Raw genomic sequence first — 22,401 nt, 5'->3', positions numbered from 1 at the left:
GGGCTCACGATAGTCAGGCTGCAGTGAAACAAAACGGCATTAGATATGATTATGTGTATACGATTTATCTCACTTAGGTGGAGGTGACCCGTTGCTACCAGTTCAACCATCTACAGCCGCCCGATCAGGTTATTCACGCAGCAGCCTTTACCGGGCTACTGAGAAGGGCAATCTCATCCGCATCGCGCGGGGTATCTACCTACCCGCGCAGGAATCGGCTACTGACTGGGATCTGATTGAAGCTGCTACACGTCGTCCTGAGTCAAGTATCTGTCTTACCTCAGCACTTTCGTACCACGACCTGGTAGACACTATCCCCAACACTCTTGACGTGGCTATTCCTCGGGGTTCTCGCAGCCCTGCGACCGATCAAGCTATCACTTGGCACCATTTCGACCCGTCTACGTTTGATATCGGTCGCGATACGATACCAATTGAGGGTAGTGACCTAAGGATTGGAATCTATTCACCGGAGCGGTGTATTGCTGATGCTTTCCGCTTACGGGGGCACGTTGGTTACGAGACTGCCCGCGATGCACTGAAAGAGTGGCTGCGACGCGGCGGGAAACCAAACCGATTGATCCAGATCGGGCTTCAGCTTCCTCGAGCTAAAACCCCTTTACTGCGTGCTCTCGAGATGCTGACATGACAGAAGGTCAAGATATATAAGGCGCTGCAAATCAAAGCGAGAACTGTAGCTAAACGCACCGGGGATCCAACCCCCACTCAAGAGTATCTTGTTCGGCACCTACTTGAATCTTTTCTTGATCGCCTCAGCCGCAGCGAGCACGGCCAGGACTTTGTTCTTAAAGGTGGCATCCTCTTATCTGCATACGGCGCGCGACGCCCGACCAGAGACGCAGATGCGAACGCGATCAGCGCTGATGTCACACCGGAACATCTCCGCCAGGTAGTAACTCACCTTGCAGCTATTCCGACGCACGACGGGGTTGTGTTCAATGTAGAAAGTATACGCATCCAAAACATTCGTGATGCAGCTGATTATCCTGGTTTCCGCGTGCGTGTGAAGGCATCAATTGGTCCTTGGCAAGGCACGTCTGTGTGGGATGTGTCTATCGGCGACCCCATCGTGCCAAATCCACGCTGGATCACCATCGAGCGAGTAATCGGTGATCCCATAAAAATGCTTGGATACTCTGCGGAGACAATAATTGCCGAGAAAACTGTCACCATTCTCGAACGAGGTGTCACTAGCACAAGATGGCGTGATTACCTCGATATTGTGCAACTATGCCGTCAAGGATTTGATGCATCCGAGCTACGACGATCCGCCGAAGCTATTGCCCAGTACCGCGGTGTCGTGTTGGAACCAGTCGGTCCACACCTTGCAGGCTACGGAGACATCGCGCAACTAAAATGGGCTGCTTGGCGTCGGAAAGAGCACCTAGAACAAAAATGTGAAACCCAACTAGATGAACAAGTAGCTCTGGTAGCACAGTTCATCGATCCCGTTTTTGCTGAAACCGAACCCACACATCTAGCAACAGAACCCTAAGCGGCTTAGCGAGTTCTTTAGCGTTGGAAGCCGAGACGCTTGCCCGCAGCCAGGGTGCCGTTGTTGCCGCGGTTCGCTCCCGTGACACCTGGCTTGCACACCCACAGGGTGGTGTCACCCGAGGAAAACCTTGGGTGCAGTTCACCCCAGCGCAGCGAGAACGAGTTCTGAAGCTGGCTGCTGAGGCGGATGTTGTCATAGGCGGCTACCGCCCTGGAGCATTGGAGCAGTTCGGCTGTGGGATTAGCCAACTCGTTGAAAGATTTCCTGGGTTGATTGGCGTGCAGTTAAGCGCATGGGATGTGGACGGACCGTGGGGTAGTTGGTCAGGTTTTGACAGTATTGTGCAGGTGGCCTGTGGAATCGCTTCACGGCTTGAGGATCGAGAGTCGGGCCGACCGGGTGCGCTTCCCGTGCAGGCGTTGGACTATGCAACCGGGTATGCCATCGCAGCGTCAGTACTGCACATGCTGCATCCAGATCAACAAAGTGACGGAGTCTGCTACGCCTCAGTATCATTGCAGCGCACCGCAGATTTATTGTTTAGCTTGGATCAGGAAGGTCCGAGCGAGGTGGGGAGTCTTTCCTCTCCTGAACTTCTCGAGTACTCAACACCCGAAAATGTACTCGAGGTGGTCGCGCTTCCTTTTGATATGGGAACGACGCCCCTAGTGCATCGCTTTGCCCCGCAAGGGTATGGCGCCGCTGACCTGAAATGGTGACTCGATCGTTGCGCCAGAATGGCGCATAGATATGACGCCACAACTTCGATTGTACTCGTTCTTGTTCCCTCCCCATCACTTAAGGAAAATCGGCTTCGGAGGAAGGTGCAATCTGATCCAGAAGTTACGGATGCTTCTCGTCATCCTGGAGCACGTGTTGTAGCTGAGTGAGCAAACCCTTCACCTGCGTGACAGCTTCTGGTGACAGGTGCGGAAACGTGGACGTCAGTGCCTCATCGATGTCAACGACACCGCGATCTCGGAAGGTCGCCTTTTGAGCTTGGTCGGACAAAGACACTATGGTTCTCCGTCGATCTCCGGGGTCTTGCGAGAGAACGAACACTCCGTCTTCGCATTGTCCAGCGACTATTTTTGACACCCAGCTTTGTGCCAACCCAGTTTGCTCAGTGATCTCTTTTACTGAAACTCGGGGAGTGCGTGCGACGGTCTCAAACACCATGAGCTGTGCCATAGAAAGCTTTGCGTCGTCCTCATGTTGGCTGGCGGTTAGTGCCACCTCACGTAGTTTTCGAGCTAGGGAATTGAGCTCAATCACGTTCATTTCTTCCTCCCTCGCTGAAACAATTCTGACACAGAGAAATTAATCTTGACAGATATATCTGTAGAGATGCATTATGTTGTCGAAGGTTGCCAGCAGACAATGGAGGGAAGATATATGAGTTTGAGTGAAGGAGTAATTTCCATCGGTTTAATCGCCCTGGTGCTGCGGCAACTCAAGGGACGCGAACTCACAGTTCACGGTCTTCTCTGGCCCGTCGGGCTGGTCCTGTGGGGTGTCTACGACTATTTCGGACGAATTCCGAATCACATATCAGACATCTTCTTCGTCGGGATCCTATGCCTTTGTGGCCTTTTGCTGGGGATAGGGTGCGGATTGTTGACACTGGTCTACGGGCAGGAGGGTATGATTTTCGCAAAAGCAAGTCCTACAGCTGCAACTCTCTGGATTATTGGCATGAGTTCACGTCTAGTTTTCGGTATCTATGCTCTCCACGGTGGAGCACCGACAATTGGGGAAATAAGCCTGAAGCTACAACTACATTCTCAAACTACCTGGGCTAATGCGCTGGTAGCAATGGCCCTATGTGAGGTTTTTTCAAGAACAGCGATCTTGTTTGTTCGTCGCCAACGTGTACGCCTTAGTAACAGGAGGGGGCCATTGGTCATGAATCTCTGAACTGTCCAAGTAATACCTGAGTGTGCATGACATGTTCTATTTGCAAGTAGTTGCAGTGAACTGAAAACAGCATCCCACACTGTTATTCTTTAACGCGCTCAGCCAGTACAGGCGGAACCCCAGCGGACGCCGTGCCTCAATGGACATGTTCTTCACACAGCATGCCGAGCTGCTTATAGACGTGGAGGGCGCGGATGTTGAACTCCCAGACATGGATTGCGGTTCCGTGTGCGCCGAGCTCATCAAAAGCAATGCGCAGTCCCACGTGGTGAGGTGGGCGATGAGCATGCCGTTCGCCGTGATGGAGTATCCGCAGTCAGGGGGCTGTCGTTGATACTCCAGCGTTTGGACATGGCTGCGGTTTGCGGAGGATGATTTTATCGCCCTCGAGCAGGGTCCCACGATCCGCACGGCGGCCCAGAATTTCCTGTCAGGGTACCCGGAGAGGCGTCGTTATAGATGGGGTGACTATTCAGCATATGAGAACCATTGTCATTAAGATGAGCGCATGGAGTATCACCAAGCTGAATGGTACGACGCCATCGCTCGAGACTACTGGCACATGGTCGAACCCGAGCTGCGCAGCGTACTCGCCCCTTGGGAGGGTGAGTCTGCCCTCGCTGTTGATCTAGGAGCAGGAACGGGACTTACAACAGTCACACTTGCGCAGAAGTGTGCCGGTGAAATTCTTGCCTGCGAACCCGAAAGGGAGATGCGCGTTGGCCTTATGAGTAAAGTCACCGCCTGTGACTCGTTACGTCAGCGCGTTACGGTACTTCCGTGGGCTGCAGCCGACCTCTGCGCGCAACTGGCCGAGCCGGTGGGCGTGGTCACAGCGATCGCCATGTTTGATCACCTCTCTCCCGACTCCCGGGCGCAACTATTTGCCTGGGCAGCCAGGAATCTGACAGACACAGGCGTGCTCATTATTGGACCTTTTTATTCCGATACCGACGAGGACCTCACCGCAGATGGTCCAGGCGTGGATCCTATTGCCGAACCAGCCCCGCACACGGTCAATGCCACCGATCCACATCTTGGTGACTGCTACGCGCAGACATCGGTCGGCCGGCTACGGTACTCGGGGTGGGCGCGCCTGGACTCCGGTGATGACGGTGACTGTTGGCAGATGACCTGGCAGGTACATCAGGGCGAAGAGCTGCTTGCCCAGCGGGAATCGGTTTTTCGTGTCTATCCCGCCACCCCGGAGGAACTTATTGCCGAGGCTCATGCTGCCGGGCTCACCGCCACACGCCAGGGACATTTCTTACTGTTAAGGCGGAGCAAGTGAGTGGCGCAGTCGCCGGACTTTTTATACCGCTACGGTAGCCGCGCGGCGAGCCGGTAGGTTTTCGATCGTTCCTTCCATCACTCAGTGGAAAAGGTTGAACGAGGGCTTCGAAACTGGGGGCGTGTACGCATTATCATTCGATAGCTGGCGTTTCCTGCCAGCTCGACGTCATGACGTCACTGTCTGGCGAGCGTTCATTAATCCTGCATACGGCGGAATGCCCCATTATCAGGGAGATCACCGGGCTGATTTTGAACTTGACGTGGTGCCCTCAACACTGGAATTCCAGCAGTTCAATTCCTTTACCACTGCGATCACTACCACAGCAGCGGATGGATCCTAATCCGGAAAACTGGATAGTAGCAAACTCACGCGACGCAACTATTCGAAGCTCGAGGCCTGACCGTAATGTGCGCAGCCCACACTCGCAGACCGGTTTTGTGGGCGCTTCTTAGTGGTCGCCATGATCCAGATATTTTGCGTCAACAGCAAAACACCCATCCCGTTTTCCGTCCGACCTTGTCGTGCAAGGTATCAAAATGTGCGTCTAAGTGGAGGTTCAGCGATCCTTACCTGGTCGATCTCAGCCTGGCTGATGTCCCAGGATGTTTAGTCCCGGTGCCGGGTGTGATGACGGGCCAGAACCTGCGGTTACCGGTGGTGTCACGCAGGTATCCGCTCTCGGCGTTAGTGGTGCTAAAGAACATGCATTGCCTGGGGTGTGGGGTGGCGCGCCGTCCGAGCGCAGCCCGGTAAATAACGTTTTGCCTAGACAGGAATGAGCGTAGGGTTTCGACTTCGGTTTTGCGTAGCCCGGCGAGTTCTCCGACCTCGAGGATCCAGTAGCTTTGGAGCTTTTCCGCCGCCGTCTTATCCTTGGTGTCAGACAGGTTGAGTGAGTCGGAAAACCACTGGCCAGCTAGCTTGGCGATGAGGGTGGATTTGCCGATGCCTTGTGGGCCGTTGAGTACGAGCATGGAGTCGAACTTGCTGCCCGGTTCCCATACCCGCTTCACCGCAGCACACAGGGTTTTGCGGGTTACCGCCCTGGTGTAGGCAGAGTCCTCAGCCCCTAGGTAGTCCACTAGTAGGGTGTCCACACGGGGCACACCGTCCCATTCTGATAGGGCATCGAGGTAGTCGCGGATGGGATGGTAGGAGCGGTCGTCTGCGACTTTGGTGACCGCGATGCGTAGTTACGCTGGCTAAGCGTGCCGTAGTGAGCATTGATGTAACACACCAGTTGGGCATCATCTTGGTCCCTCCAAAACCTAGACGGGTGCTGCCACGGCACTGCACCGGTGATCTCCATACTGTCGGCCTGCTGGTTGAACACGATCCCGGCGAGCTTCGGATCATGCTGGAGGATCAAGGTGAGGTTGTGGAGGTCGTTTTTCAGTGTCCCGGAGCGTTTCTCATACTCCAAGCCCGCCATCCACTCATCACCGCCGGACTCGCCGTCACTGGTTCTGGTTGGGATGAAGTCGGCTCCTGCTTGGGCCTGTCTCTCCCTGCCGAGTAGGAGACGGACTTGCTCATCGCCTGCTGCGTGCTCGCTCATTGCCGTAAACGAGGGCAGCCGGTTGAGTGGAGTGTCAGCTTTCGCTTCCGCATCCAAATGCCCATAGAGGTGGATACGCACCAGGTCAAATGCGTTCAGTGCCCGTCTGCCGGCGGGATCAGTACCATGGAAAATGTAAGCGAACAGGTCGTCGAAAACGACCAGCCCGCCGGTAGATTCTCTTGCCCGATAGGTAAACCGGTTCTCGTGCGCTGTTGGTTCGTAGACCTCTGGGAGGAAAGTGGTGGTGGCATCACTCATGGGGTAGGTGCGGTAAAACGCCCCACCAGTCCCTTCTTGCCTCTAGGGTCTGCGAGCTTGCGGCCCGAATACGGCTTCACCGTGCTTTGTTGGCTTGAGATCGGCCAGGTGGTGGCATCGCGCCAATTATCAAAACTAGCCAGTACTTGGTCTGGGTCAAGCCACACCCCATCCTGAGAAGCGTGGAAGAACACCGCCCCACCGGAGGTCGGAGGCTAGTACATGAGGCGTTCGGGATCGTAGGTGGAATCATCACACCAATCAATCCCCACCTGCTTCGCCACCACCCGGGCAACCGGAACATATTCTTCAGCACTCACGTCCCGCGCCAGTAGGATCACCAGGCGCAGCCTGGGTGCATCCGGGCGGTGTTTATGGGTCGAATACACCAGGCACGCCACCCCACGCAGCGCCTGCTGGATGTGCGACCAGGCATCGGCAGGCGGGTGTCGAGGTCGAGGGTGATCATTGAGCGCGCCAGAACGTTCCCGCTCCTGCGCCTGCCGTGGGCGAGATGCCTGGCAACAAACCCGCCCACATCCTTAACCCGGTTTTGCTCCCCACGCGGCATTGCACAAAACTCCTTAAGGGTTTCAGGCGTTCGCACCGTAGTAGGCACGCGCGCGGCGAAGTCTTCCCACGTGACCGTGGCGTTACGCCAGGCGGTATCAAACCGGGAGCGCCCATAGGAGATTTTCAACTCACGCACCCACACTCACCTCCTCAAAACCTGCGTCGAAGTAAGTCACGGGTATCTCAAGGTGGTGTGCCCACTCAATCTCGGCACGCATCCCCACCGACACGCGCGCCGTATAAACCCACACGGCCTCACACTTCGACAACAAAACCCGGTTGAAAAACATCGCCAACCCGCGTGCGCCCGGGTCTGTGTCGTCCATGAACTGCGGAAACAACAGGTGCGGAGCCAGCGGGATTACGCGCCGGGCAACCGCTGTTGCGCAAAACTCTCGGGCGATCTCGATATTGCTTTCGGTATCCCCGGCGTAGGGTGAGCAGATGTAGACCAGGGGCCGGTAGCCGTACTCGACGCGCTGGAGGTGCGTGAGGGCTTGATACATGGTGGGGTCCGCATAGCCCTCACGGTTCTTACGCGCAATCCCCACATCAATCGCGGTAGCACTCATTACTCGCCCCGCCCTTCGCGCTCGTGTTCTTCGCGTTCAATGATGGGCAGCAGGCCACAAGAGTTTTTGAGCAAGTCGTAGATGAACAGGCGGCCTTTTTGGGTCCATTTGGTGTGCATCCACAAGTAGCCGTTCTTAGCAGTGCCTGTTTCTGACTTGGTGTAACCATGACCGGCGTGTTCGGCGTAGAGCAGCCATTGGCCATCTCGCTTGTATTGAACGTGTAGATCAGCCAGGAGCTGATTGAACTCCTGCGCGCTCATCCCGTAATCCTTGGCGATGCGGCTAATCGCAACCGCCCGAGTAGCTTTAAGGACTTGGTCGTAATAGGTCAGTTTGGGCTTGGCCTCTGCTAGCGCTTGCTCGGCAGCCAGACGCTTAGTGCGCTCCGCACGCAAAGTGGCGATGGCTCGTTCGAGGAACTCATCGTTAGCCAGTAGCTCATCAATCGCATACACCCCGTGTCTGCGGATCGAGGGCAGGACTTCGTCGAACACCCACGACTCAAACCGCGCTGCGGCGGGCAGTTTCGATGCTGCGATCAGCCGGTACAGATCGCCTTCGGTAATAAACCGGGCATGTTGGGTGCCGCCAGGGGTTTGAAGAGGGTAGTGATTCACGACCCCCTTGCAGTGGCGCGCTAGTGCATCGTTTGTGTTGGCGTACCCTAGTGCGGTAGCGACGTCGCGGCCACAAAACAGGACGGTGCCGTCGTGTTCGATGGTGCGGATCTGACCGAAATGCTCGTGGTTGAAGGATTGAAGTGTGTTGCTAGCCATGACCGGCTCCTTTCTAGGAAGCCGCCAATCGACAATATGGAGAAGTTATGGCTTCCTAGTAGGAGGGCTTTGAGACACCCACTTTGATAACCTCCAACCCGAACTGGTTTTTCAGTCCTTCATGTAGAAGCCGCATTTGTACCTGTCAGCGTCCAGGAGCAGGGCTTTCGCCCAGATGGTCGGGGTGGTTATGAGCTCGTGGACCTGAGCGATGGTGAGGGGGCTGGGCGGAATGATGGGCACAGCCCTTGCGGTGTGCCGATCAGTCTGAGATTCCTCTGTCGTGTCTAGGAGCCCGTGGGTGGATGTGTGCTAATCTCGAGGTAATCGTTCAGCCCGCCTCGACCTCGGTCGAGAGTGGGCTGGATCTCTATTGGGAGGAGGTGTCATCTTGCCGAAGCCGGTTAAACAGGCTGCCACGATCAGTGAGCACATCGATTTGCTGCGCGGTCGAGGCATGGAAGTCGACACCGACCTCGCGCAGCAATGGTTGTCCTTTGTGAGCTACTACCGGCTATCGGCCTACTGGTATCCGGCTAGAGAAATGACTGCCAGCGGCGGCCGCAAGGACACATTTGTCCCTGGGACGAGGTTCAGTGACGCGGTAGAGCTGTATGAGGCCGACAGAAAACTGCGTTCCCTTGTCCATGACGGGATGGAACGGATCGAAATCGCGATGCGCACCCGTATTGGTGAAGTGCTGTGCGAGCAAGATCCTTTGACCTACCGTGACCCAAGCCGTTTTCGCACCAACTTCAATCACCAGAACTGGATGGACACTGTTGGGAAGCGTCTTCAGCGAGCAGGCAGCCGGAACGAATCGATCAAGCACTATCGAGCTGGATATGCGGGCAAGTATCCGTTTTGGGTGTTGGCTGAAGTGCTTGACTTTGCCGATATTTCACGCCTCTTCGAAGGGCTGCCAGCTAGTGATCAACGGCGAGTTACGGAGGATCTGGGGATCGCCATAGATTTGAGCATCCTGTCAAGGAATCAGCAGCGCAAAGTGAAGATGCAACCCCCGCTCGTGCGATGGACAGAACAACTCACGATTGTGCGAAACTTTTGTGCTCACCATGCCCGGCTGTGGAACAAATCCTTCACGCCAGCACCAACCGAAGCGTTACGCACGCTGCCGGAATTCTCGATGCTCCCCAAGGGGCAGAGCGAGCAGATCTTTGGTGCCTTGATCGTGATGGCCGCTCTGGTGCGTGCGGCGTCCCCGGGAACAACGTGGCCAGAGAAAGTAGCGAGCCTCATCCGCAATGACTTCCTCACCAACCCGCTGGTGCAGCACACCGGCCTAGGAATTCCCCACGAAGCTACCTTCACTCTCTAATTCCTTAGTCTTTGCGGTAAAACCCGCATTCATATCCATCCGCATCCAGTGGTAGCCCTGCAGCCCAGGGCGGGGTTTGGGACATGAGTTGGCAGACTTCCTCGACGCTGCCTGCGTTGGTGGGGTGGTCGATGATGATTTCGTCGTGGGCGTGCATCACAATCCGAAACCCAGCCTGGGCGACTAGGTGCATGGCATGAACCAAAAGGTCACGGGCGATAGCTTGGACAATGTTCTCCACCAGCTTCCCACCGTAGGTTTCCAGCCGCCCCCACTTCCTGCCCGTAGTGAGTCCCCGGTAAGTGATGGAGGTGCCTCCGAACCGGTTCTCACCGAGTTGGGGTTTCACATACGCTAAACACCTACCTGAGGGCAGGGCGGTGAAAAGGATTGCTGCCTCATAGCTGAACTTCAGCTGCCCGAGTTCTACCGGTTGGCGAGTAGACATGGTAGCGATGGCGGCTTCATCAACGTCACCCCACAACTGGACGATGTTGGGGTTCGCTGCCCGCCACGCATCCACGATCGGCTTTAGCTCGCTTTCGGCCAGTCCCATGCGGAGTGCACCCATGGCTTTAAGCGCGCCGACGGAGCCGCCGTAGCCGCGGGCGAGAACTGCGATCTTCCCTTTCTGCCGCAGTTCACTATTGGCCCCGTGTTTTTCCACGGGTACGCCGAACATGCGGCTGGCGGTCTCACAGTACAGTTCTTTACCCGCCCTGAAAGCTTCGAGGGTGGTCTCTTCACCGGCGAGCCAGGCGATCACGCGGGCTTCAATCGCAGAGAAATCAGCAACGACAAACCGGTTGCCGGGGCTGGGGATGAAGGCGGTGCGGATCAACCGGGACAGCGTGTCAGGGACGGAGTCGTAGAGGAGTTCCAGTGCTTCACCATTCCCGGTAGTAACGAGATTGCGCGCTTGTGTGAGGTCGGGCAGATAGTTGCGGGGCAGGTTCTGCACCTGGACCAACCTGCCGGCAAAGCGCCCTGTGCGGCCGGCACCGTAGAACTGGATCAGGCCGCGCGCCCGACCATCATGACACCTGGCGGTTTGCATGGCCTGGTATTTCTTGACGCTCGATTTAGCTAGTTCACCGCGAAGCTCAAGAACTTCTTTGACTGTGCCGGTTGCGGTTTCTAACGCAGTTTCTACCTCATCCTTGATTAATGACTCTATGGGGCAGTCGTGTGTGGTGAGCCATTCTTTCAACTGCATCGGAGAGTTCGGGTTCTCTAGGCCGGTGAGTTTTTGTGCTTGGGTAAGGTTTTCTTCCGGTACGCCTCGTGGATGTCCACAGCGTTATCGACCAAGGTTTTATCGAGGCTGATGCCGGTGTCGTTGATGCGCTGATCTAACGCGTAGGCTTCCCACTCGGCTTCTGGGAGTGGGAAAGGTGAGAGCCGGTTGTGGAGGGCTAGTTCTACTTCCACGTCACGGCAGTTGTAGTCGATAAATTGTTTCCATGCCTGGGGGTCTGACTCCGGCCCGTTATGAGTGCCGCTATTGCTTAACAGGGTTGGGGTTGTTGGGGTGCAAAACTGCTTAATTAACCGCTTGCCGGTATTGTCCTTTTTCACGCCTAGATCCAGGACGGTGGCTGCTTGTTCCAGGCTCATCGGCAACCCCAGGTAGGCACGCCAGATCATGGTGCACCGCCCCTGCGCCGGATCCAGATATTTCCGCCCATCCATCAAGTCGGGATTGCGGCGGGTCAGCCACGCTGACAGGCAGATGCGCTCGAACGTGGCGTTGTGCGCCCACTTCACCACACCCTGATCCGCTAGGGAGTATAGCACTTCTTCGGGTAGCTCCTGTCCACTTGCGAGGTCTATGACGTGAACAGGCCTGTGGTTGATGGAGTAACCGAACAAGAGGATGTCGAAGTCAGAGTGTTCGGCATACGGGTACGCCCCTGCCTTGGCGAGTGGGACTGGGCTGAAAGATTCAATATCGCAGCTCAAGGTATTCATGATGCCCACCCGTAGGCTCTACCTGTCTTGACCGCGCTAATGCATGATTGACTCACGCCGTACTCTTCGGCGAGCTCGACCCCGCGCCACCCGCAAAATAACGCGAATCGAATGCGAGAGACATCCTCTATCGTCAGCTTTCGCCAAGGCTTACCCTGACGGTAGACATCAAGAATGTTTTGGGTGCGCGTGTCGTAACGAAGATTGACGAGCCGGTTGTCGGTTGGATCCCCATTGATGTGGCACACCTCCATTCCTTCCGGGGGTTTACCAATAAATGCCAGCATGACAAGTTGATGAACTGGTCTGCCGTTACCATTGCCTCGTCGGCCAAGAACAACGCTTAAATGACCGGACTTGCAGTAACGCCCAGGTTTGAGGATTTTTCCTGGACTTATTCTCCTAAAGGGTTTACCTGTGTAATGGCATAGCCCACGAACAGCATGGTCAATGCTACGCACACGCCCCATATTGCTTACTTGATAACAGCCCTCATGCCCAGGGATGTCTTTCCAGATCTCTTTATTGATCGTTTCTTTCCTGTAGAGAACATGTGGAGAGAACCACCCCGAAGGGCAGTTCCCTCCACGAGTAGAGCTAGTTAGTTCAAGAAGTCATCGCCGCCGGTGGCGGGTCCGAAGTCGGACTCGGCACTGATGTGCCCGTCCCCTAATGGTTCTCCGTCTCGGGTCTTTTGGATGTTTCCCAGCCCGCAGGCGATACCCCTGTTTCCGTTGGTGTTGAACGCGTAGAACGACAGGCTCACGCGGGCGTAGCAGCCCGAATACACTTCGGAGCGGTCCAGGATCGGTGCGACATTCTCATCCACGATCTGGGGTGCGGTGATCGAGTTGGCATTAACAAACATCGCGTTTTGGTAGGCGTCGTCTTCGCGTTCGATATCCCCATCACGCAACGGCAGCTTCAACGCGGCCTTGTTGGGGCGCTTCCCACCAAACTTGCCAATCCCGGCCTCGGTTGCCGCATCCACAGCCTTCTCGATGGCAGCGATGGTGGCAGTGTCGGATTTAGGGATGATGAGCGAAACGCTGTATTTGGGTTTGCCACCCTGGATGGAGTTGGGTTCCCACACGTGCGCGTGAGACAGGCGTACTTCACCGGTGACAACACGGGTCGGATTCTGGTTCTGCATAGTGTTCGTAGTCATTTGTTTTGCCTCTTTCTTAGTTGTTCTTGGACTTGGTGTTTGTAGTGATGGGGCTGAACTCGCTGTCAGCCAAGGACATAGGAGTGAGCGCTGGGCGCTTATCCGTTTCGGGCACAAGCGTTGGCTTACCCGGCGGTTTGATCACGAGATCCCCGAAGAGTTCTGTGAAGCGTTTCTTGCCGAGCTGTTTTTCCAGTGCGGTGATGGTTTTGAGCTTTTGCTGCCACACATCAGTAACCCCTGCAGCCTGGGCCGCCTCAGCAACGGCTTGTTCGTCCGCATAGCGGCGGGTGGAGCGGCCTTCGACCAGTTTGAAACCGGTCCATTGCTTGCCCTGATTCACCGCTAACGACAGCGCATAGGCCTCTACATCACTTGCCCACGCTTTCAGTTCCGGGAGCCTGGCGAGTACGTCCGCGATTTCTGTGTCCGTGAGTTCGGCTGGTGGGGCAAACTCCAGGCGGGCTAGTTCCAGGTTGGCTTGGGCGCGGGCTCTGCAGGTAGGGGCTAGTTTGCAAAACCGGCACCACTGGCCAGGCGCGAACTCGCCCTCACCTTTAGCCGGCAACACGGCACGGGGTTTGACGGTTTCTTCCGCCCAGGCCTCTAGGTCGGTGACCGGGATGGTCCAGGTGGAGACGTTGGAGCGGCGGGCTGATATATCGTGACCGCTACCTCGCTGATGTCATAGAGAGAGCCGAACGCGTTGAGCGCGCCGAGGGCATAGAGCATCAACTGCGGGTTGTGCTCGGCGTCTACCAGGACGCCTTGCCCGTATTTCAGGTCGACGATCTGCAGTGTGGGTTCAGCGATGATCACGCAGTCCCCAGTACCGAAGCCACCAGGGACAATGTGGCTAAAGTCCAGGCGCTGCTCGATCAGCACCACCGGGTCAGCACACCTCTTACCTACTTCTCGTAGCCGTTCTTGGATGAAGGTGACGTAGTCGTCAGTAAGTTGATCCATCTCAGGATCAATCCAGTCCGAGACAGGCTTCATGGCGGGTGCTTGATGGAGAGCGCGGCGTAGTTTCCACTCCGCCAAGGAGTACGCCACGGTGCCTTCCTCCGCCGCCTGTGAGGTCGACTCCGGCAGGCCTGCTTCCAAGCGTGCGGAGGGTGGGCAGGAAAGCCACCGGTGCGCACCAGAGGCACTAAGCAGTGCATGTTGGTCAGGCATTGGTGATTACCTCCGCCTGTTCCAACAGCCACTGGTATTTGCCTGGGGCAACCTCAGACAGCTTTTCCACACCTGCGGCTTGGATCAGTGCACGCACTTTCGCCGTATGCCCCGCCTGCGACAGGCCCGCCAGCACGCCGCGTACCTGCTCCAACGAAACAGACGGTGCAACGGGAGCATTGGAAGGTTGTGGTTCTTCCTCCCAGGGTGGTTCGGCCTGCTCGATCGCTGGTTGCACCAGTTGGGCAGCAGCAAGCGGACGCACACCTGGCATGCCAGCGTGATCCTCAAGCGATTCCCATGCTTCCTCCTCGATCACTTGAGCGAGCAACGCCACGCCCTCAGCTATCTGGTTCAGTGCCGCGATACGCTTATTCGCTTTGGTGATGTTCACGCCGCATCACCCCTGCCCGTGACACCGACCGCGTCGGCCAAAGCCAACAGGTCATCGTCGCTATCAGAGCGCTCGGTGATCGTGACTCGCTCAACGCTGTGACCGGGCTCGATCATGGTGAAACGCGCGGGGTCACCGAGAACGAGTCGGGCGAGCCGTTCGCGTAAAGTAACCCGTCGTAAACCCACGAGGCTTTTCACGAACCGGTGGGTCTGTAAGGTCAAGATGTAGTTGGTGCCCCAAAGTGGGCCTCCCTTCCTATACAAGACCGGGAGCCGGGATTGGCTGGGGTGGCCTTGTATAGGAAGGGCCTCGAAACGAGGCGGTTTATAACCCCTCTGCCCACATTTGCTGGAACTTTTCCTCCGCACGACTAAGCCGCTTGGCTACCGCAGGTTGGGAAACCCCCAACCACTTCGCCACCTCGGTTTGGGTGTAACCGTGCATGTGGATCGCGATCAGTACTTCACGGTCGGTTGTGTCCATGCGGGCAAGTACGTCGCGTACCGCTTGTACTTTCATCCACTTCTGGGCAGGATCCTCACCCTCACGGGAGAGGGAAACGTCGATGATCGAGACATCTTCCTCATCATCCCTACCCGAGGCAGACCGGTAGGTGGTGTGCCTGAGCTGCTTCTTCGCATTGTTGTAGTCTTGCTTACCCAACTCGTCAGCGATCTGCTCGATAGTGCGAGGCCCGATCTGGTCAGGATTCTCAGCACCGGCTCGACGTATCGCCAAGTCGCGTTCGACCATCACCTCGGCTTCACTAACCGTGATGCGGTAACTGACCAGTCGGGTTGGGTAGCGTTCACTGGCCTTCTGGGTTCGTTCCACGAAGAGTTGGACCGTGTATGTGTTTGGCTCGGTAGCCATTGGGGTTGTCCCTCCTTGCTGGAGGGAGACCCGCTAGAGGTAGCAAGCTCGGTGTCAACTGTTCAGGGGAATATGGGTAGAGAAACGAGATGGCAGGCACCCGATGTGGGTACCTGCCACTTGCTGCTCTTACGTGTCTCCCTGATGGTTGACGGCCTTGTGTGATCAGCACGCGGCACCTATAGGTCACGGAACCGTCGTGGCCACACAGGTTCCGCGGTCGCCTTTGGCTCTCTAAGAGAGTTGCAGGCTCCTTCGAAGGGGCTTTGCGGTAGACTTAAGACTGTCGTCTAAGTCACTGCGGGTTGCCGCTCGAGGTACTTCGAGACTAAAAATCGGGGTACTAAATGTCGCTGCCCCAGTTTTGGAGTGTTTTTGGAGTGTTTTTTCTGGAAGGAGGTCGCTGGTGACTCAGCTGTGTTTCGCGACCTTCGCCAAAGCGCTGCAGAAGGTGCTGATCCAGCCGGTGGCGGTCTACAACACTCCAACGGGTCCGGCGGTGAAGAGACCGTCGAAGGCTCGTCCGAAGATGACGTCGACCGATGCTTATGTCGTCGAGAGGCTCCTGCGGTGGATTCAAGACGCCTACCCGATCATCGACAAAGATCAGGCCGAGGTCTGGCGCACTAGCAAGACAGTTAGCGACTTGATGAACCAGAAGATTGAGTTGCACACCGGGTTTGCTCCAGCGCTGCTCGATAAGAACGTGTACGTGGCGGGAGTGAGGGAGTTCGGCAAGCTGAAGAGCCAGATTGTGCCTACACGCAAGGATGACTTCACTGCTGAGCTCGTACAGCTCATCAAGGACGACCCAGAGGTCAGCTTGAAGGAGGCGGAGAAGCTCCTCGCGATTGCTGAGCGCAGTGATGAACAGTTCTGGGCGGCGACGTTCATGTCGGCAATCGCTCGACCGAACCGGAAACGACACGAACCGGATATGACGGCCGAGGGGCTGGTGCTTGCTGCCCGCCACAACGACTTGTGCCCATTGTGCGGCAAAGAAAAACTTGTCGCACGCGTCAAAGGCCAACGCCTCGCACACTTCGAGGTCATCACATTCCCCGTCGATGATGACGGTTCACAAACCGCGAGTGAGGCTGTGTGTCTCAAGTGCGCCAAGCTGGTGGCAGCCCACGGCGTTCTGTTTTCTGACGAGAATTCACTGGTGAAGCTCAGAGCTGTCTATGGTCGCAGGAATGCCGCAGAGGGCCTGCGCGATGCCGCACTGGAAGCCCAGCTCCACCCGGCCATCAGTGACATCATTGAACAGCTCGGAGAGAAAATCCTCACCGGTGGCGCGTCTCCGCTGAGGTTGGAGGCCATACCGGTGGCGAGAAAGATCCGCCCCGAGTTCTATGAGCTCTCACAGCGGATCTTGATCCTGGTGTTGCAGTGGTACCGGGTAGTAGAGCAAGGCTTTCGGGAGTTGGAAGGCAAACACCGAAGCCGGTTTACCGTGATCGCGACCCAAGTCGCGGATTTCTACGAGAACGCGTGCCAGGTAACCGATGATCAGCAAGAGATCTTCGACGCGGTCGCGAGCTGGATCCACACGAACTCGGGCTCGACCAATCCGAATGCGTCGCGGATCGTTGCTGCATTCTTCGTGCAGAACTGCGAGGTGTTCGATGAGGTTGCCTAGCAAAGTCACGCCGTACTCGGAGTCGACTATCAGTAAGTTCCCGGTGCTGTTGAACAAGCTCGACGGGAAAGACCTCAGACCGCTGAACCTGTACACCTTAACCCGTTCTCATTTCGAGGATATCAACGAGTTCGCTGAAACCTTGGACTGCCTCTTCGCGCTCGGTCAGATCGAGCTGCTCTACCCCGAGGAGGTGCTCCACTATGTTGGTCGAGTTCGATAGTGACGCGTTCTTCCACGACGAGCGACGCCCCGGCCCGTTCTGCCTCCAACAGGGGCTCAACACCATCCTGGGAACCGAGAACACCGAGAACTCGATCGGGAAGTCCACCACGCTGCTCATTATCGACTTCTGTTTCGGTGGCAGTGACTACATCGACAAAGCCAAAGACGTCATCAAGAACGTCGGTCATCACGAGATCCGCTTCGCGTTCCTGCTCGGCGGTGAAACCCACTACTTCCGGCGTGCCACCGACACCCCGAAGATGGTCACCGTCTGCGACAACGAATACCGCCCCGTGAGGAGCATGCCGCTGGATACCTTCACGGCGTTCGTTGCCACCCAGTACGGTCTCGAAGCCGCCGGTATCACGCTGCGAGCGGCGATCAGCAACTTTATGCGGATCTGGCAGCGAAAAAACGCTGATGTCGACCACCCGCTGCTGTCCTACCCGGCGGACACCCAAGCCAACGGGATCAAACGCCTGCTGAAACTGTTCAACAAGTACCAGACCCTCGAAGCGTTCGTGGCAGCCAGCGATGAAGCCAAACGCCAGCTCGACCTGTTCAACGCTGCCGGACGCTACTATGACCTACCTCGCGCGAGAACCATCACCGAGGTCAACAACAACCGCAAACTTATCGAAGACCTCACCGCTGATCGCGACCAAGCAGGCAGGCAAGCAGGCCTATCGGCGAAGGAGTACACCCTCGCCCAACAGGCCGCGATTGACGAGATCCACGCCCAACGTGAACCACTGCAACGACGACTCAACCACGTCAACCGGCAACTGGGGGCGATGCGACGAGCCAAAGGACTCGACAAAGAAGTCGGTCTAACACGCAAGTTTGACGCGCTGACCGAGTTCTTCCCAGACGTCGAGATTGCCCGCATCCACGACATTGAACGCTTCCACCACCAGATCCGAGAGGTACTACACGGCCAGTTCCGGAAGGAAACCACCGAACTCGAAGACGAACGCGAACGACTCACCCAGGCGATCGAAGAGTTAGGGCAGAATCTGCGCGCGTTGTCGGTCGCACCGACAACCACCCAGGCAGAAATCCGCGCCTACGGTGAACTCGACCGAAGGATCCGAGCTCTCCACGCGGCTAACAACGCCTACGCGGAAGAAGCCACGCTCAAAGAAACTAAAGCGCAAGCCGCAGAGACCCTCAAACGAGAATCCGCCGCGATCCTCCAAGACATCGAAGACCAACTCAACCAAGCGATGCAGCGCATCGACGGGGAGATCACACGCGAGGAACGCACCCCGCCCAGGATCACGATCCACTCGGTAGACAAATACTCCTACTCGATCGAGGATGACTCGGGTACCGGCTCTACCCAGCGCGGTCTGATCTCATTCGACCTCGCCTTGTTAGAGAACTCGCTGCTGCCCGCCATCGCACACGACTCCATGCTCGTGCAGCCCATCGAAGACCAAGCCTTTGACGGGATCGTCCAGACCTACGCACGCCAACACAAGCAGGTTTTCCTCGCCATCGACAAAATCAGCCGCTACTCCACCCAGACACAGCAGACCCTGACCGAATCCGCGTTCATCCATCTCGAGCCCGGCCGTGAGTTGTTCGGACGTTCGTGGAGCAAAAAGAAGAAGAGGAAGGCCACCGCCAGTGAGTAAACGAATCGAGTTCGACCTCCGCGTTGGGCTCTCCTACAAGCCTTTGTGGAAGCTACTGGTCGACAAAGACCTCCTCAAACAAGACCTCCGGGAACAAGCCCGCCTGTCCTCCACGTCGATAGCGCGGCTCAACAACGGCGAAAACGTCACCACCGACATACTTCTGCGCATCTGCCAAGTCCTTGACTGCCAGATCGGCGACATCGTCGAAGTCATACCCGCCTCCGACACGAAAGGAGACCAGGCATGAGCCAACCTGACGTAAAGAAGCAGGTGGATCACGTCTTCAGCATCGCCAATACGCTACGAGGCACCTATCAGGCAGACAAGTACAAGGACGTCATCATTCCGATGACGATCATCCGCCGACTCGAATGCGCCCTCGAGGCGACCAAGGACGCCGTCTGCACGGTCTACGAGGAAGACAACACCACACCGGATGCGATCCTCAAACAAGTCAGCTCCTATCCGTTTTACAACACGAGCCGCTACACCCTCGAAAAACTGCTCGCAGAGCCCAGCCAGCTTCACCGCAACCTGAAGACCTACCTCGAGGCGTTCTCCCCGAATATCCGCATGATCCTCGACAAGAACGAGGGCCTCGACTTCTTCACCCAAATCGACAAAATGCACAAGGGCGCCCGCCTCACCGGCGTTGTCCGTAAGTTCTCGGAACTCGACCTGGCCCCAGAGCGGATCAACAACGTTGCCATGGGCTACATGTTCGAGGAACTTATCCGGCGTTTCTCCGAAAACGCGGAGGCCGGCGACCACTACACTCCGCGTGAGGTCGTTCGTTTGCTTGTTCGACTGGGCCTTGCTGAGGGGAGCGAAGACCTGTTCAAGCCTGGGAAAAATATCAACGTCGCTGACGTTGCCTGCGGTACGGGAGGCATGCTATCCGTGGCGAAGGAAGAGCTCGCGGAGATGTGCCCAGAGGCGTCGGTCTACCTGTACGGGCAAGAAATCAACCCGGAATCGCACGCTATTTGCCTGGCAGACATGCTGATTAAGAACCAGCGTGCCAACAACATTCAGCTCGCTGACACCATGAAGGAAGACTGCTTCCCGGGCGAATACATGCGCCTGCAGTTCGTGAACCCGCCTTTCGGGCAGCCCTGGGGTGGAAAAGATGCCGCCACAGGTGTGGAGAAGGCAGTCAAGGACGAGCACGCTAAGCCGAGCTCGTTCAGTAGATTCCCCGCAGGTCTGCCTGCCTCTGGCGACATGCAGCTGCTATTCATGCAACACATCATTCACAAGATGGAAAAGGGCACAGGCCGTGCCTGCGTCATCTCTAACGGCAGCCCGCTGTTCTCGGGTGGTACCTCGTCTGGGGAATCGCAGGTGCGACGTTGGCTGCTCGAAAACGACTACATCGAAGCAATTATCGGGCTGCCGAGCTCGCTGTTCTACAACACCGATATTTCTATCTACGTGTGGGTACTGTCGAAAAACAAGCGGCCCGACCGCAGAGGCAAAGTGCAGCTCATTGACGCCAGAAGCCTGTGGAGCCCCATGCGCCGCTCGCTTGGCAAGAAACGCCGGTTCATCGCCGATGATCAAATCGACCAGATCGTCGCTACCTACACCGACTTCGCGGAAACCGAGAACTGCAAGATTGTTGATGCGAGCGAATTCATCTACCACGAATACGCCATCTATCAGCCCCTGCAACGCAACTACCGGATCAGCGAGGAACGCATCGCCGAGCTAGCTGAAGGCAAGTTTTCTGACACCATGCACAACCCAGCAAAGCTCGAAGAGCTACGCCTGATCGACCCCGCCGACCGGGACGCGAAACAAAACAAGACTCTTGCCGCACTGGAGATGGCCGAACCAGTCTTCGAACAAATGCTGGACACGCTACGGGAAAACATCACTGAGCAGACCTGGCAGGACTCGAAGGAATTCATTAAACACCTGCGAGTCGTCGTGGCTGACTTGCCAGACCATCGTGTCAAACAGACTACAGCACAAACCAAAGCAATGCTGGAAAAGATCGCAGATCGCCTCTCCGAAATGGACAAGACCGCACCCCTCCAGCACGACCGCAGCGGCAATGTCGTACTCGACCCGGCCACGAAAGACACCGAGATCGTGCCCCTCACCGAGGACATCGAAGACTACATGGAACGCGAAGTCCTGCCATACGTACCCGACGCAGTCTGGGTTGACGAAGAGACAGACAAGACAGTCAAGACCGGAGCTGAAATCCCCTTCACCCGCTACTTCTACCAATACCAGCAACCCGAATCCTCTGACGTGCTCATGGATCGTTTCTTCCAACTCGAAGAGGAATTAGCCGATATTCTGGGGACACTGCGATGACTACTGAAACAATGAAAAACAGTGGAGTCGAGTGGATTGGAAATATTCCTCGGGAATGGTCAATTTCTCGCTTGAAAGATTGCTTGGAAATCCGAAATGGCAAGGAGGTGGAAACGGACGGCGGCGACATCCCTGTCTATGGATCAGGAGGGGTGTTTGGCTCAACTACCAGTTTTCTTCATGACGGGGAATCAATTCTATTCGGCAGAAAAGGAACGATTGACAAACCATTGTTAGCCGCCGGTGAATTCTGGACGGTAGACACAATGTTTTATTCGGTTCTACGCGGAAACGATAATCTCAAGTACCTTTACTATGCCGCTCTGTGTCTTGACTTTAAATCGCGACAATCTGGAAGCACATTGCCCAGCATGACGCAGACCGCTTTAGGAGGATTCTTTATTCCACGCCCAAAACTTCAAGAACAACAGATAATTGCGGCTGTGCTTGATGAGGAAACAGGCAAGATTGATCAAGCGATTCACCTCTTGCAGCAGGAGTTGGAAACGATGGAGCAGCTCAAAAAGTCTTTGATCTATGAGGCTGTGACTAAGGGACTTGATCCTTCGGTGCCAATGAAGCCAAGCGGCGTGGACTGGATTGGCGACATCCCCGAACATTGGCAAGCAAAAAGACTCAAGTATCTGTGCATGATGAAGAGTGGCGACAACCTCACTTCGAATGATATCGCTGATTCTGATACCGTTCCTGTTTACGGAGGAAATGGAATTCGCGGTTATTATTCAATGTACAACAACTCAGTTGATCGCGTTCTCATTGGTCGACAAGGTGCGCTATGCGGAAATGTCCACTTCGCAATGGCACCATTCTGGGCAACCGATCATGCCATCGTGGTCACTGAGGGATCTGAGTATATTAAGCAGTTTGCATTTTATGCACTTCTTGCAATGAATCTTAACCGACTATCCATGACTGCCGCTCAGCCAGGGTTAGCGGTCGAAACGGTTATGAATGAATTCTCCCCGCTACCTTCCCTGTATGAACAGGAAACTATTGTGTCCTATCTAGAGTCTCGAACTGACAATTTCAATCAGATATTAGCGATTAAAGAAAGGCAGTTAGAGTTGCTGCAGCAGCAGCGTCAGTCTTTGATTTTTGAGTATGTGACTGGTAAGCGACGTGTGAGTGAGGTGGCGTAGTGG

At 56.1% G+C, this 22,401-nt stretch carries 27 protein-coding genes; 13 read left to right on the top strand and 14 right to left on the bottom strand.

Features of this window, described 5'->3' with window-relative positions:
• Positions 1-91: 91 nt before the first annotated feature.
• Genes GP475_RS11430 through GP475_RS11420 form a run of 3 tightly spaced genes read left to right on the top strand, consistent with a single transcriptional unit; the run spans position 92 to position 2,238 of the window.
• Positions 92-649 (top strand): type IV toxin-antitoxin system AbiEi family antitoxin domain-containing protein, encoded by a 558-nt coding sequence (locus GP475_RS11430; protein WP_187974480.1) that lies wholly within the window; start codon positions 92-94, stop codon positions 647-649.
• Between the two features lie 12 nt (positions 650-661).
• A complete protein-coding gene (locus GP475_RS11425) occupies positions 662-1,516 on the top strand; it encodes a nucleotidyl transferase AbiEii/AbiGii toxin family protein (RefSeq protein ID WP_187975931.1) in 855 nt (284 codons plus the stop codon).
• Between the two features lie 23 nt (positions 1,517-1,539).
• A complete protein-coding gene (locus GP475_RS11420; protein ID WP_187974479.1) occupies positions 1,540-2,238 on the top strand; it encodes a CoA transferase in 699 nt (232 codons plus the stop codon).
• 124 nt (positions 2,239-2,362) lie between these two features.
• On the opposite strand, the gene GP475_RS11415 is transcribed toward GP475_RS11420, so the two are convergent.
• Positions 2,363-2,800, bottom strand: coding sequence for a MarR family winged helix-turn-helix transcriptional regulator (locus GP475_RS11415; RefSeq protein ID WP_187974478.1), 438 nt, complete (start codon positions 2,798-2,800; stop codon positions 2,363-2,365).
• A 114-nt stretch (positions 2,801-2,914) separates the two neighbouring features.
• On the opposite strand from GP475_RS11415, the gene GP475_RS11410 reads away from it, so the two are divergent.
• A complete protein-coding gene (locus GP475_RS11410; protein ID WP_187974477.1) occupies positions 2,915-3,436 on the top strand; it encodes a DUF1453 domain-containing protein in 522 nt (173 codons plus the stop codon).
• Between the two features lie 136 nt (positions 3,437-3,572).
• Here GP475_RS11410 and GP475_RS12570 read toward each other — a convergent pair whose 3' ends face one another.
• Complete coding sequence (locus tag GP475_RS12570) at positions 3,573-3,701, bottom strand: GNAT family N-acetyltransferase (protein WP_262485191.1); 129 nt, start codon at positions 3,699-3,701, stop codon at positions 3,573-3,575.
• Between the two features lie 243 nt (positions 3,702-3,944).
• On the opposite strand from GP475_RS12570, the gene GP475_RS11405 reads away from it, so the two are divergent.
• Both GP475_RS11405 and GP475_RS11400 read left to right on the top strand, forming a co-directional pair.
• Positions 3,945-4,727 (top strand): class I SAM-dependent methyltransferase, encoded by a 783-nt coding sequence (locus GP475_RS11405; protein WP_187974476.1) that lies wholly within the window; start codon positions 3,945-3,947, stop codon positions 4,725-4,727.
• 121 nt (positions 4,728-4,848) lie between these two features.
• Positions 4,849-5,070, top strand: a complete 222-nt coding sequence (locus GP475_RS11400; RefSeq protein ID WP_187974475.1) for a hypothetical protein — start codon at positions 4,849-4,851, stop codon at positions 5,068-5,070.
• Between the two features lie 226 nt (positions 5,071-5,296).
• Here the strand turns inward: GP475_RS11400 and GP475_RS12405 are convergent, their stop codons facing one another.
• The 4 genes from GP475_RS12405 to GP475_RS11385 form a co-directional block, all read right to left on the bottom strand.
• Entirely contained in the window at positions 5,297-5,836 is a 540-nt protein-coding gene (locus GP475_RS12405) for a virulence-associated E family protein (RefSeq protein ID WP_223144664.1), read from the bottom strand.
• Positions 5,812-6,369, bottom strand: coding sequence for a hypothetical protein (locus GP475_RS12400; protein WP_223144663.1), 558 nt, complete (start codon positions 6,367-6,369; stop codon positions 5,812-5,814). The genes GP475_RS12405 and GP475_RS12400 overlap by 25 nt, the downstream gene beginning before the upstream one ends.
• A gap of 881 nt (positions 6,370-7,250) precedes the next feature.
• Positions 7,251-7,694, bottom strand: a complete 444-nt coding sequence (locus GP475_RS11390) for a DUF7768 domain-containing protein (protein WP_187974474.1) — start codon at positions 7,692-7,694, stop codon at positions 7,251-7,253.
• A complete protein-coding gene (locus tag GP475_RS11385) occupies positions 7,694-8,473 on the bottom strand; it encodes a phage antirepressor (protein ID WP_187974473.1) in 780 nt (259 codons plus the stop codon). Before GP475_RS11385 ends, GP475_RS11390 begins: the two co-directional genes overlap by 1 nt.
• A gap of 391 nt (positions 8,474-8,864) precedes the next feature.
• Between GP475_RS11385 and GP475_RS11380 the strand changes: the two genes are divergently transcribed.
• The gene (locus tag GP475_RS11380) at positions 8,865-9,812 is read left to right on the top strand and encodes an Abi family protein (RefSeq protein WP_262485190.1); all 948 of its coding nucleotides are present in this window, start codon (positions 8,865-8,867) and stop codon (positions 9,810-9,812) included.
• Positions 9,813-9,816: 4 nt separating this feature from the next.
• Here GP475_RS11380 and GP475_RS11375 read toward each other — a convergent pair whose 3' ends face one another.
• The 8 genes from GP475_RS11375 to GP475_RS11350 form a co-directional block, all read right to left on the bottom strand.
• A complete protein-coding gene (locus GP475_RS11375; RefSeq protein WP_223144662.1) occupies positions 9,817-11,028 on the bottom strand; it encodes a DNA polymerase in 1,212 nt (403 codons plus the stop codon).
• A 17-nt stretch (positions 11,029-11,045) separates the two neighbouring features.
• The gene (locus tag GP475_RS12395) at positions 11,046-11,783 is read right to left on the bottom strand and encodes a hypothetical protein (RefSeq protein ID WP_223144661.1); all 738 of its coding nucleotides are present in this window, start codon (positions 11,781-11,783) and stop codon (positions 11,046-11,048) included.
• Positions 11,780-12,301 carry an NUMOD4 motif-containing HNH endonuclease gene (locus GP475_RS11370; protein WP_394367437.1) on the bottom strand — a complete coding sequence of 174 codons (522 nt, stop codon included), beginning with the start codon at positions 12,299-12,301 and terminating at the stop codon, positions 11,780-11,782. Before GP475_RS11370 ends, GP475_RS12395 begins: the two co-directional genes overlap by 4 nt.
• Before the next feature lie 83 nt (positions 12,302-12,384).
• Complete coding sequence (locus GP475_RS11365) at positions 12,385-12,951, bottom strand: DUF2815 family protein (protein WP_449506119.1); 567 nt, start codon at positions 12,949-12,951, stop codon at positions 12,385-12,387.
• A 16-nt stretch (positions 12,952-12,967) separates the two neighbouring features.
• Positions 12,968-13,576, bottom strand: a complete 609-nt coding sequence (locus tag GP475_RS12695) for a DUF2800 domain-containing protein (protein ID WP_262485266.1) — start codon at positions 13,574-13,576, stop codon at positions 12,968-12,970.
• Entirely contained in the window at positions 13,558-14,130 is a 573-nt protein-coding gene (locus tag GP475_RS12690) for a DUF2800 domain-containing protein (RefSeq protein ID WP_262485189.1), read from the bottom strand. Before GP475_RS12690 ends, GP475_RS12695 begins: the two co-directional genes overlap by 19 nt.
• On the bottom strand, positions 14,123-14,524 hold the full coding sequence (locus tag GP475_RS11355; protein ID WP_187974472.1) for a hypothetical protein: 402 nt from the start codon (positions 14,522-14,524) through the stop codon (positions 14,123-14,125). Before GP475_RS11355 ends, GP475_RS12690 begins: the two co-directional genes overlap by 8 nt.
• Before the next feature lie 327 nt (positions 14,525-14,851).
• Positions 14,852-15,400 (bottom strand): sigma-70 family RNA polymerase sigma factor, encoded by a 549-nt coding sequence (locus tag GP475_RS11350; RefSeq protein WP_187974471.1) that lies wholly within the window; start codon positions 15,398-15,400, stop codon positions 14,852-14,854.
• 406 nt (positions 15,401-15,806) lie between these two features.
• Between GP475_RS11350 and GP475_RS11345 the strand changes: the two genes are divergently transcribed.
• From GP475_RS11345 to GP475_RS11320, 6 genes are read left to right on the top strand one after another with little or no spacing between them, the layout of a single operon-like run.
• On the top strand, positions 15,807-17,042 hold the full coding sequence (locus GP475_RS11345; protein ID WP_187974470.1) for an ABC-three component system protein: 1,236 nt from the start codon (positions 15,807-15,809) through the stop codon (positions 17,040-17,042).
• On the top strand, positions 17,029-17,265 hold the full coding sequence (locus GP475_RS11340; RefSeq protein WP_187974469.1) for an ABC-three component system middle component 7: 237 nt from the start codon (positions 17,029-17,031) through the stop codon (positions 17,263-17,265). Before GP475_RS11345 ends, GP475_RS11340 begins: the two co-directional genes overlap by 14 nt.
• Positions 17,246-18,907 carry a DUF2326 domain-containing protein gene (locus GP475_RS11335; RefSeq protein ID WP_187974468.1) on the top strand — a complete coding sequence of 554 codons (1,662 nt, stop codon included), beginning with the start codon at positions 17,246-17,248 and terminating at the stop codon, positions 18,905-18,907. The genes GP475_RS11340 and GP475_RS11335 overlap by 20 nt, the downstream gene beginning before the upstream one ends.
• Positions 18,900-19,157, top strand: a complete 258-nt coding sequence (locus GP475_RS11330) for a helix-turn-helix domain-containing protein (protein ID WP_187974467.1) — start codon at positions 18,900-18,902, stop codon at positions 19,155-19,157. The genes GP475_RS11335 and GP475_RS11330 overlap by 8 nt, the downstream gene beginning before the upstream one ends.
• Positions 19,154-21,238 carry a type I restriction-modification system subunit M gene (locus GP475_RS11325; protein WP_187974466.1) on the top strand — a complete coding sequence of 695 codons (2,085 nt, stop codon included), beginning with the start codon at positions 19,154-19,156 and terminating at the stop codon, positions 21,236-21,238. Before GP475_RS11330 ends, GP475_RS11325 begins: the two co-directional genes overlap by 4 nt.
• Positions 21,235-22,398: a restriction endonuclease subunit S gene (locus GP475_RS11320; protein ID WP_187974465.1), complete on the top strand. Its 1,164-nt coding sequence runs from the start codon at positions 21,235-21,237 to the stop codon at positions 22,396-22,398. The genes GP475_RS11325 and GP475_RS11320 overlap by 4 nt, the downstream gene beginning before the upstream one ends.
• Positions 22,399-22,401 lie beyond the last annotated feature (3 nt).

The organism is Corynebacterium poyangense (assembly GCF_014522205.1).
In the GTDB taxonomy this organism is placed as follows: Bacteria; Actinomycetota; Actinomycetes; order Mycobacteriales; family Mycobacteriaceae; genus Corynebacterium; species Corynebacterium poyangense.
The sequence above is the reverse complement of the archived record's forward strand: the minus strand, read 5'-3'. Positions and strand labels throughout refer to the sequence as shown.

Coding starts and splice junctions, on each gene's coding strand:
- GP475_RS11415 (WP_187974478.1), bottom strand. CDS start 2,800: ATGAACGTGATTGAGCTCAATTCCCTAGCTCGAAAACTACGTGAGGTG.
- GP475_RS11410 (WP_187974477.1), top strand. CDS start 2,915: ATGAGTTTGAGTGAAGGAGTAATTTCCATCGGTTTAATCGCCCTGGTG.
- GP475_RS11405 (WP_187974476.1), top strand. CDS start 3,945: ATGGAGTATCACCAAGCTGAATGGTACGACGCCATCGCTCGAGACTAC.
- GP475_RS11390 (WP_187974474.1), bottom strand. CDS start 7,694: ATGAGTGCTACCGCGATTGATGTGGGGATTGCGCGTAAGAACCGTGAG.
- GP475_RS11385 (WP_187974473.1), bottom strand. CDS start 8,473: ATGGCTAGCAACACACTTCAATCCTTCAACCACGAGCATTTCGGTCAG.
- GP475_RS11375 (WP_223144662.1), bottom strand. CDS start 11,028: ATGCAGTTGAAAGAATGGCTCACCACACACGACTGCCCCATAGAGTCA.
- GP475_RS12395 (WP_223144661.1), bottom strand. CDS start 11,783: ATGAATACCTTGAGCTGCGATATTGAATCTTTCAGCCCAGTCCCACTC.
- GP475_RS11365 (WP_449506119.1), bottom strand. CDS start 12,951: ATGACTACGAACACTATGCAGAACCAGAATCCGACCCGTGTTGTCACC.
- GP475_RS12690 (WP_262485189.1), bottom strand. CDS start 14,130: ATGCCTGACCAACATGCACTGCTTAGTGCCTCTGGTGCGCACCGGTGG.
- GP475_RS11350 (WP_187974471.1), bottom strand. CDS start 15,400: ATGGCTACCGAGCCAAACACATACACGGTCCAACTCTTCGTGGAACGA.
- GP475_RS11340 (WP_187974469.1), top strand. CDS start 17,029: ATGAGGTTGCCTAGCAAAGTCACGCCGTACTCGGAGTCGACTATCAGT.
- GP475_RS11335 (WP_187974468.1), top strand. CDS start 17,246: ATGTTGGTCGAGTTCGATAGTGACGCGTTCTTCCACGACGAGCGACGC.
- GP475_RS11325 (WP_187974466.1), top strand. CDS start 19,154: ATGAGCCAACCTGACGTAAAGAAGCAGGTGGATCACGTCTTCAGCATC.
- GP475_RS11320 (WP_187974465.1), top strand. CDS start 21,235: ATGACTACTGAAACAATGAAAAACAGTGGAGTCGAGTGGATTGGAAAT.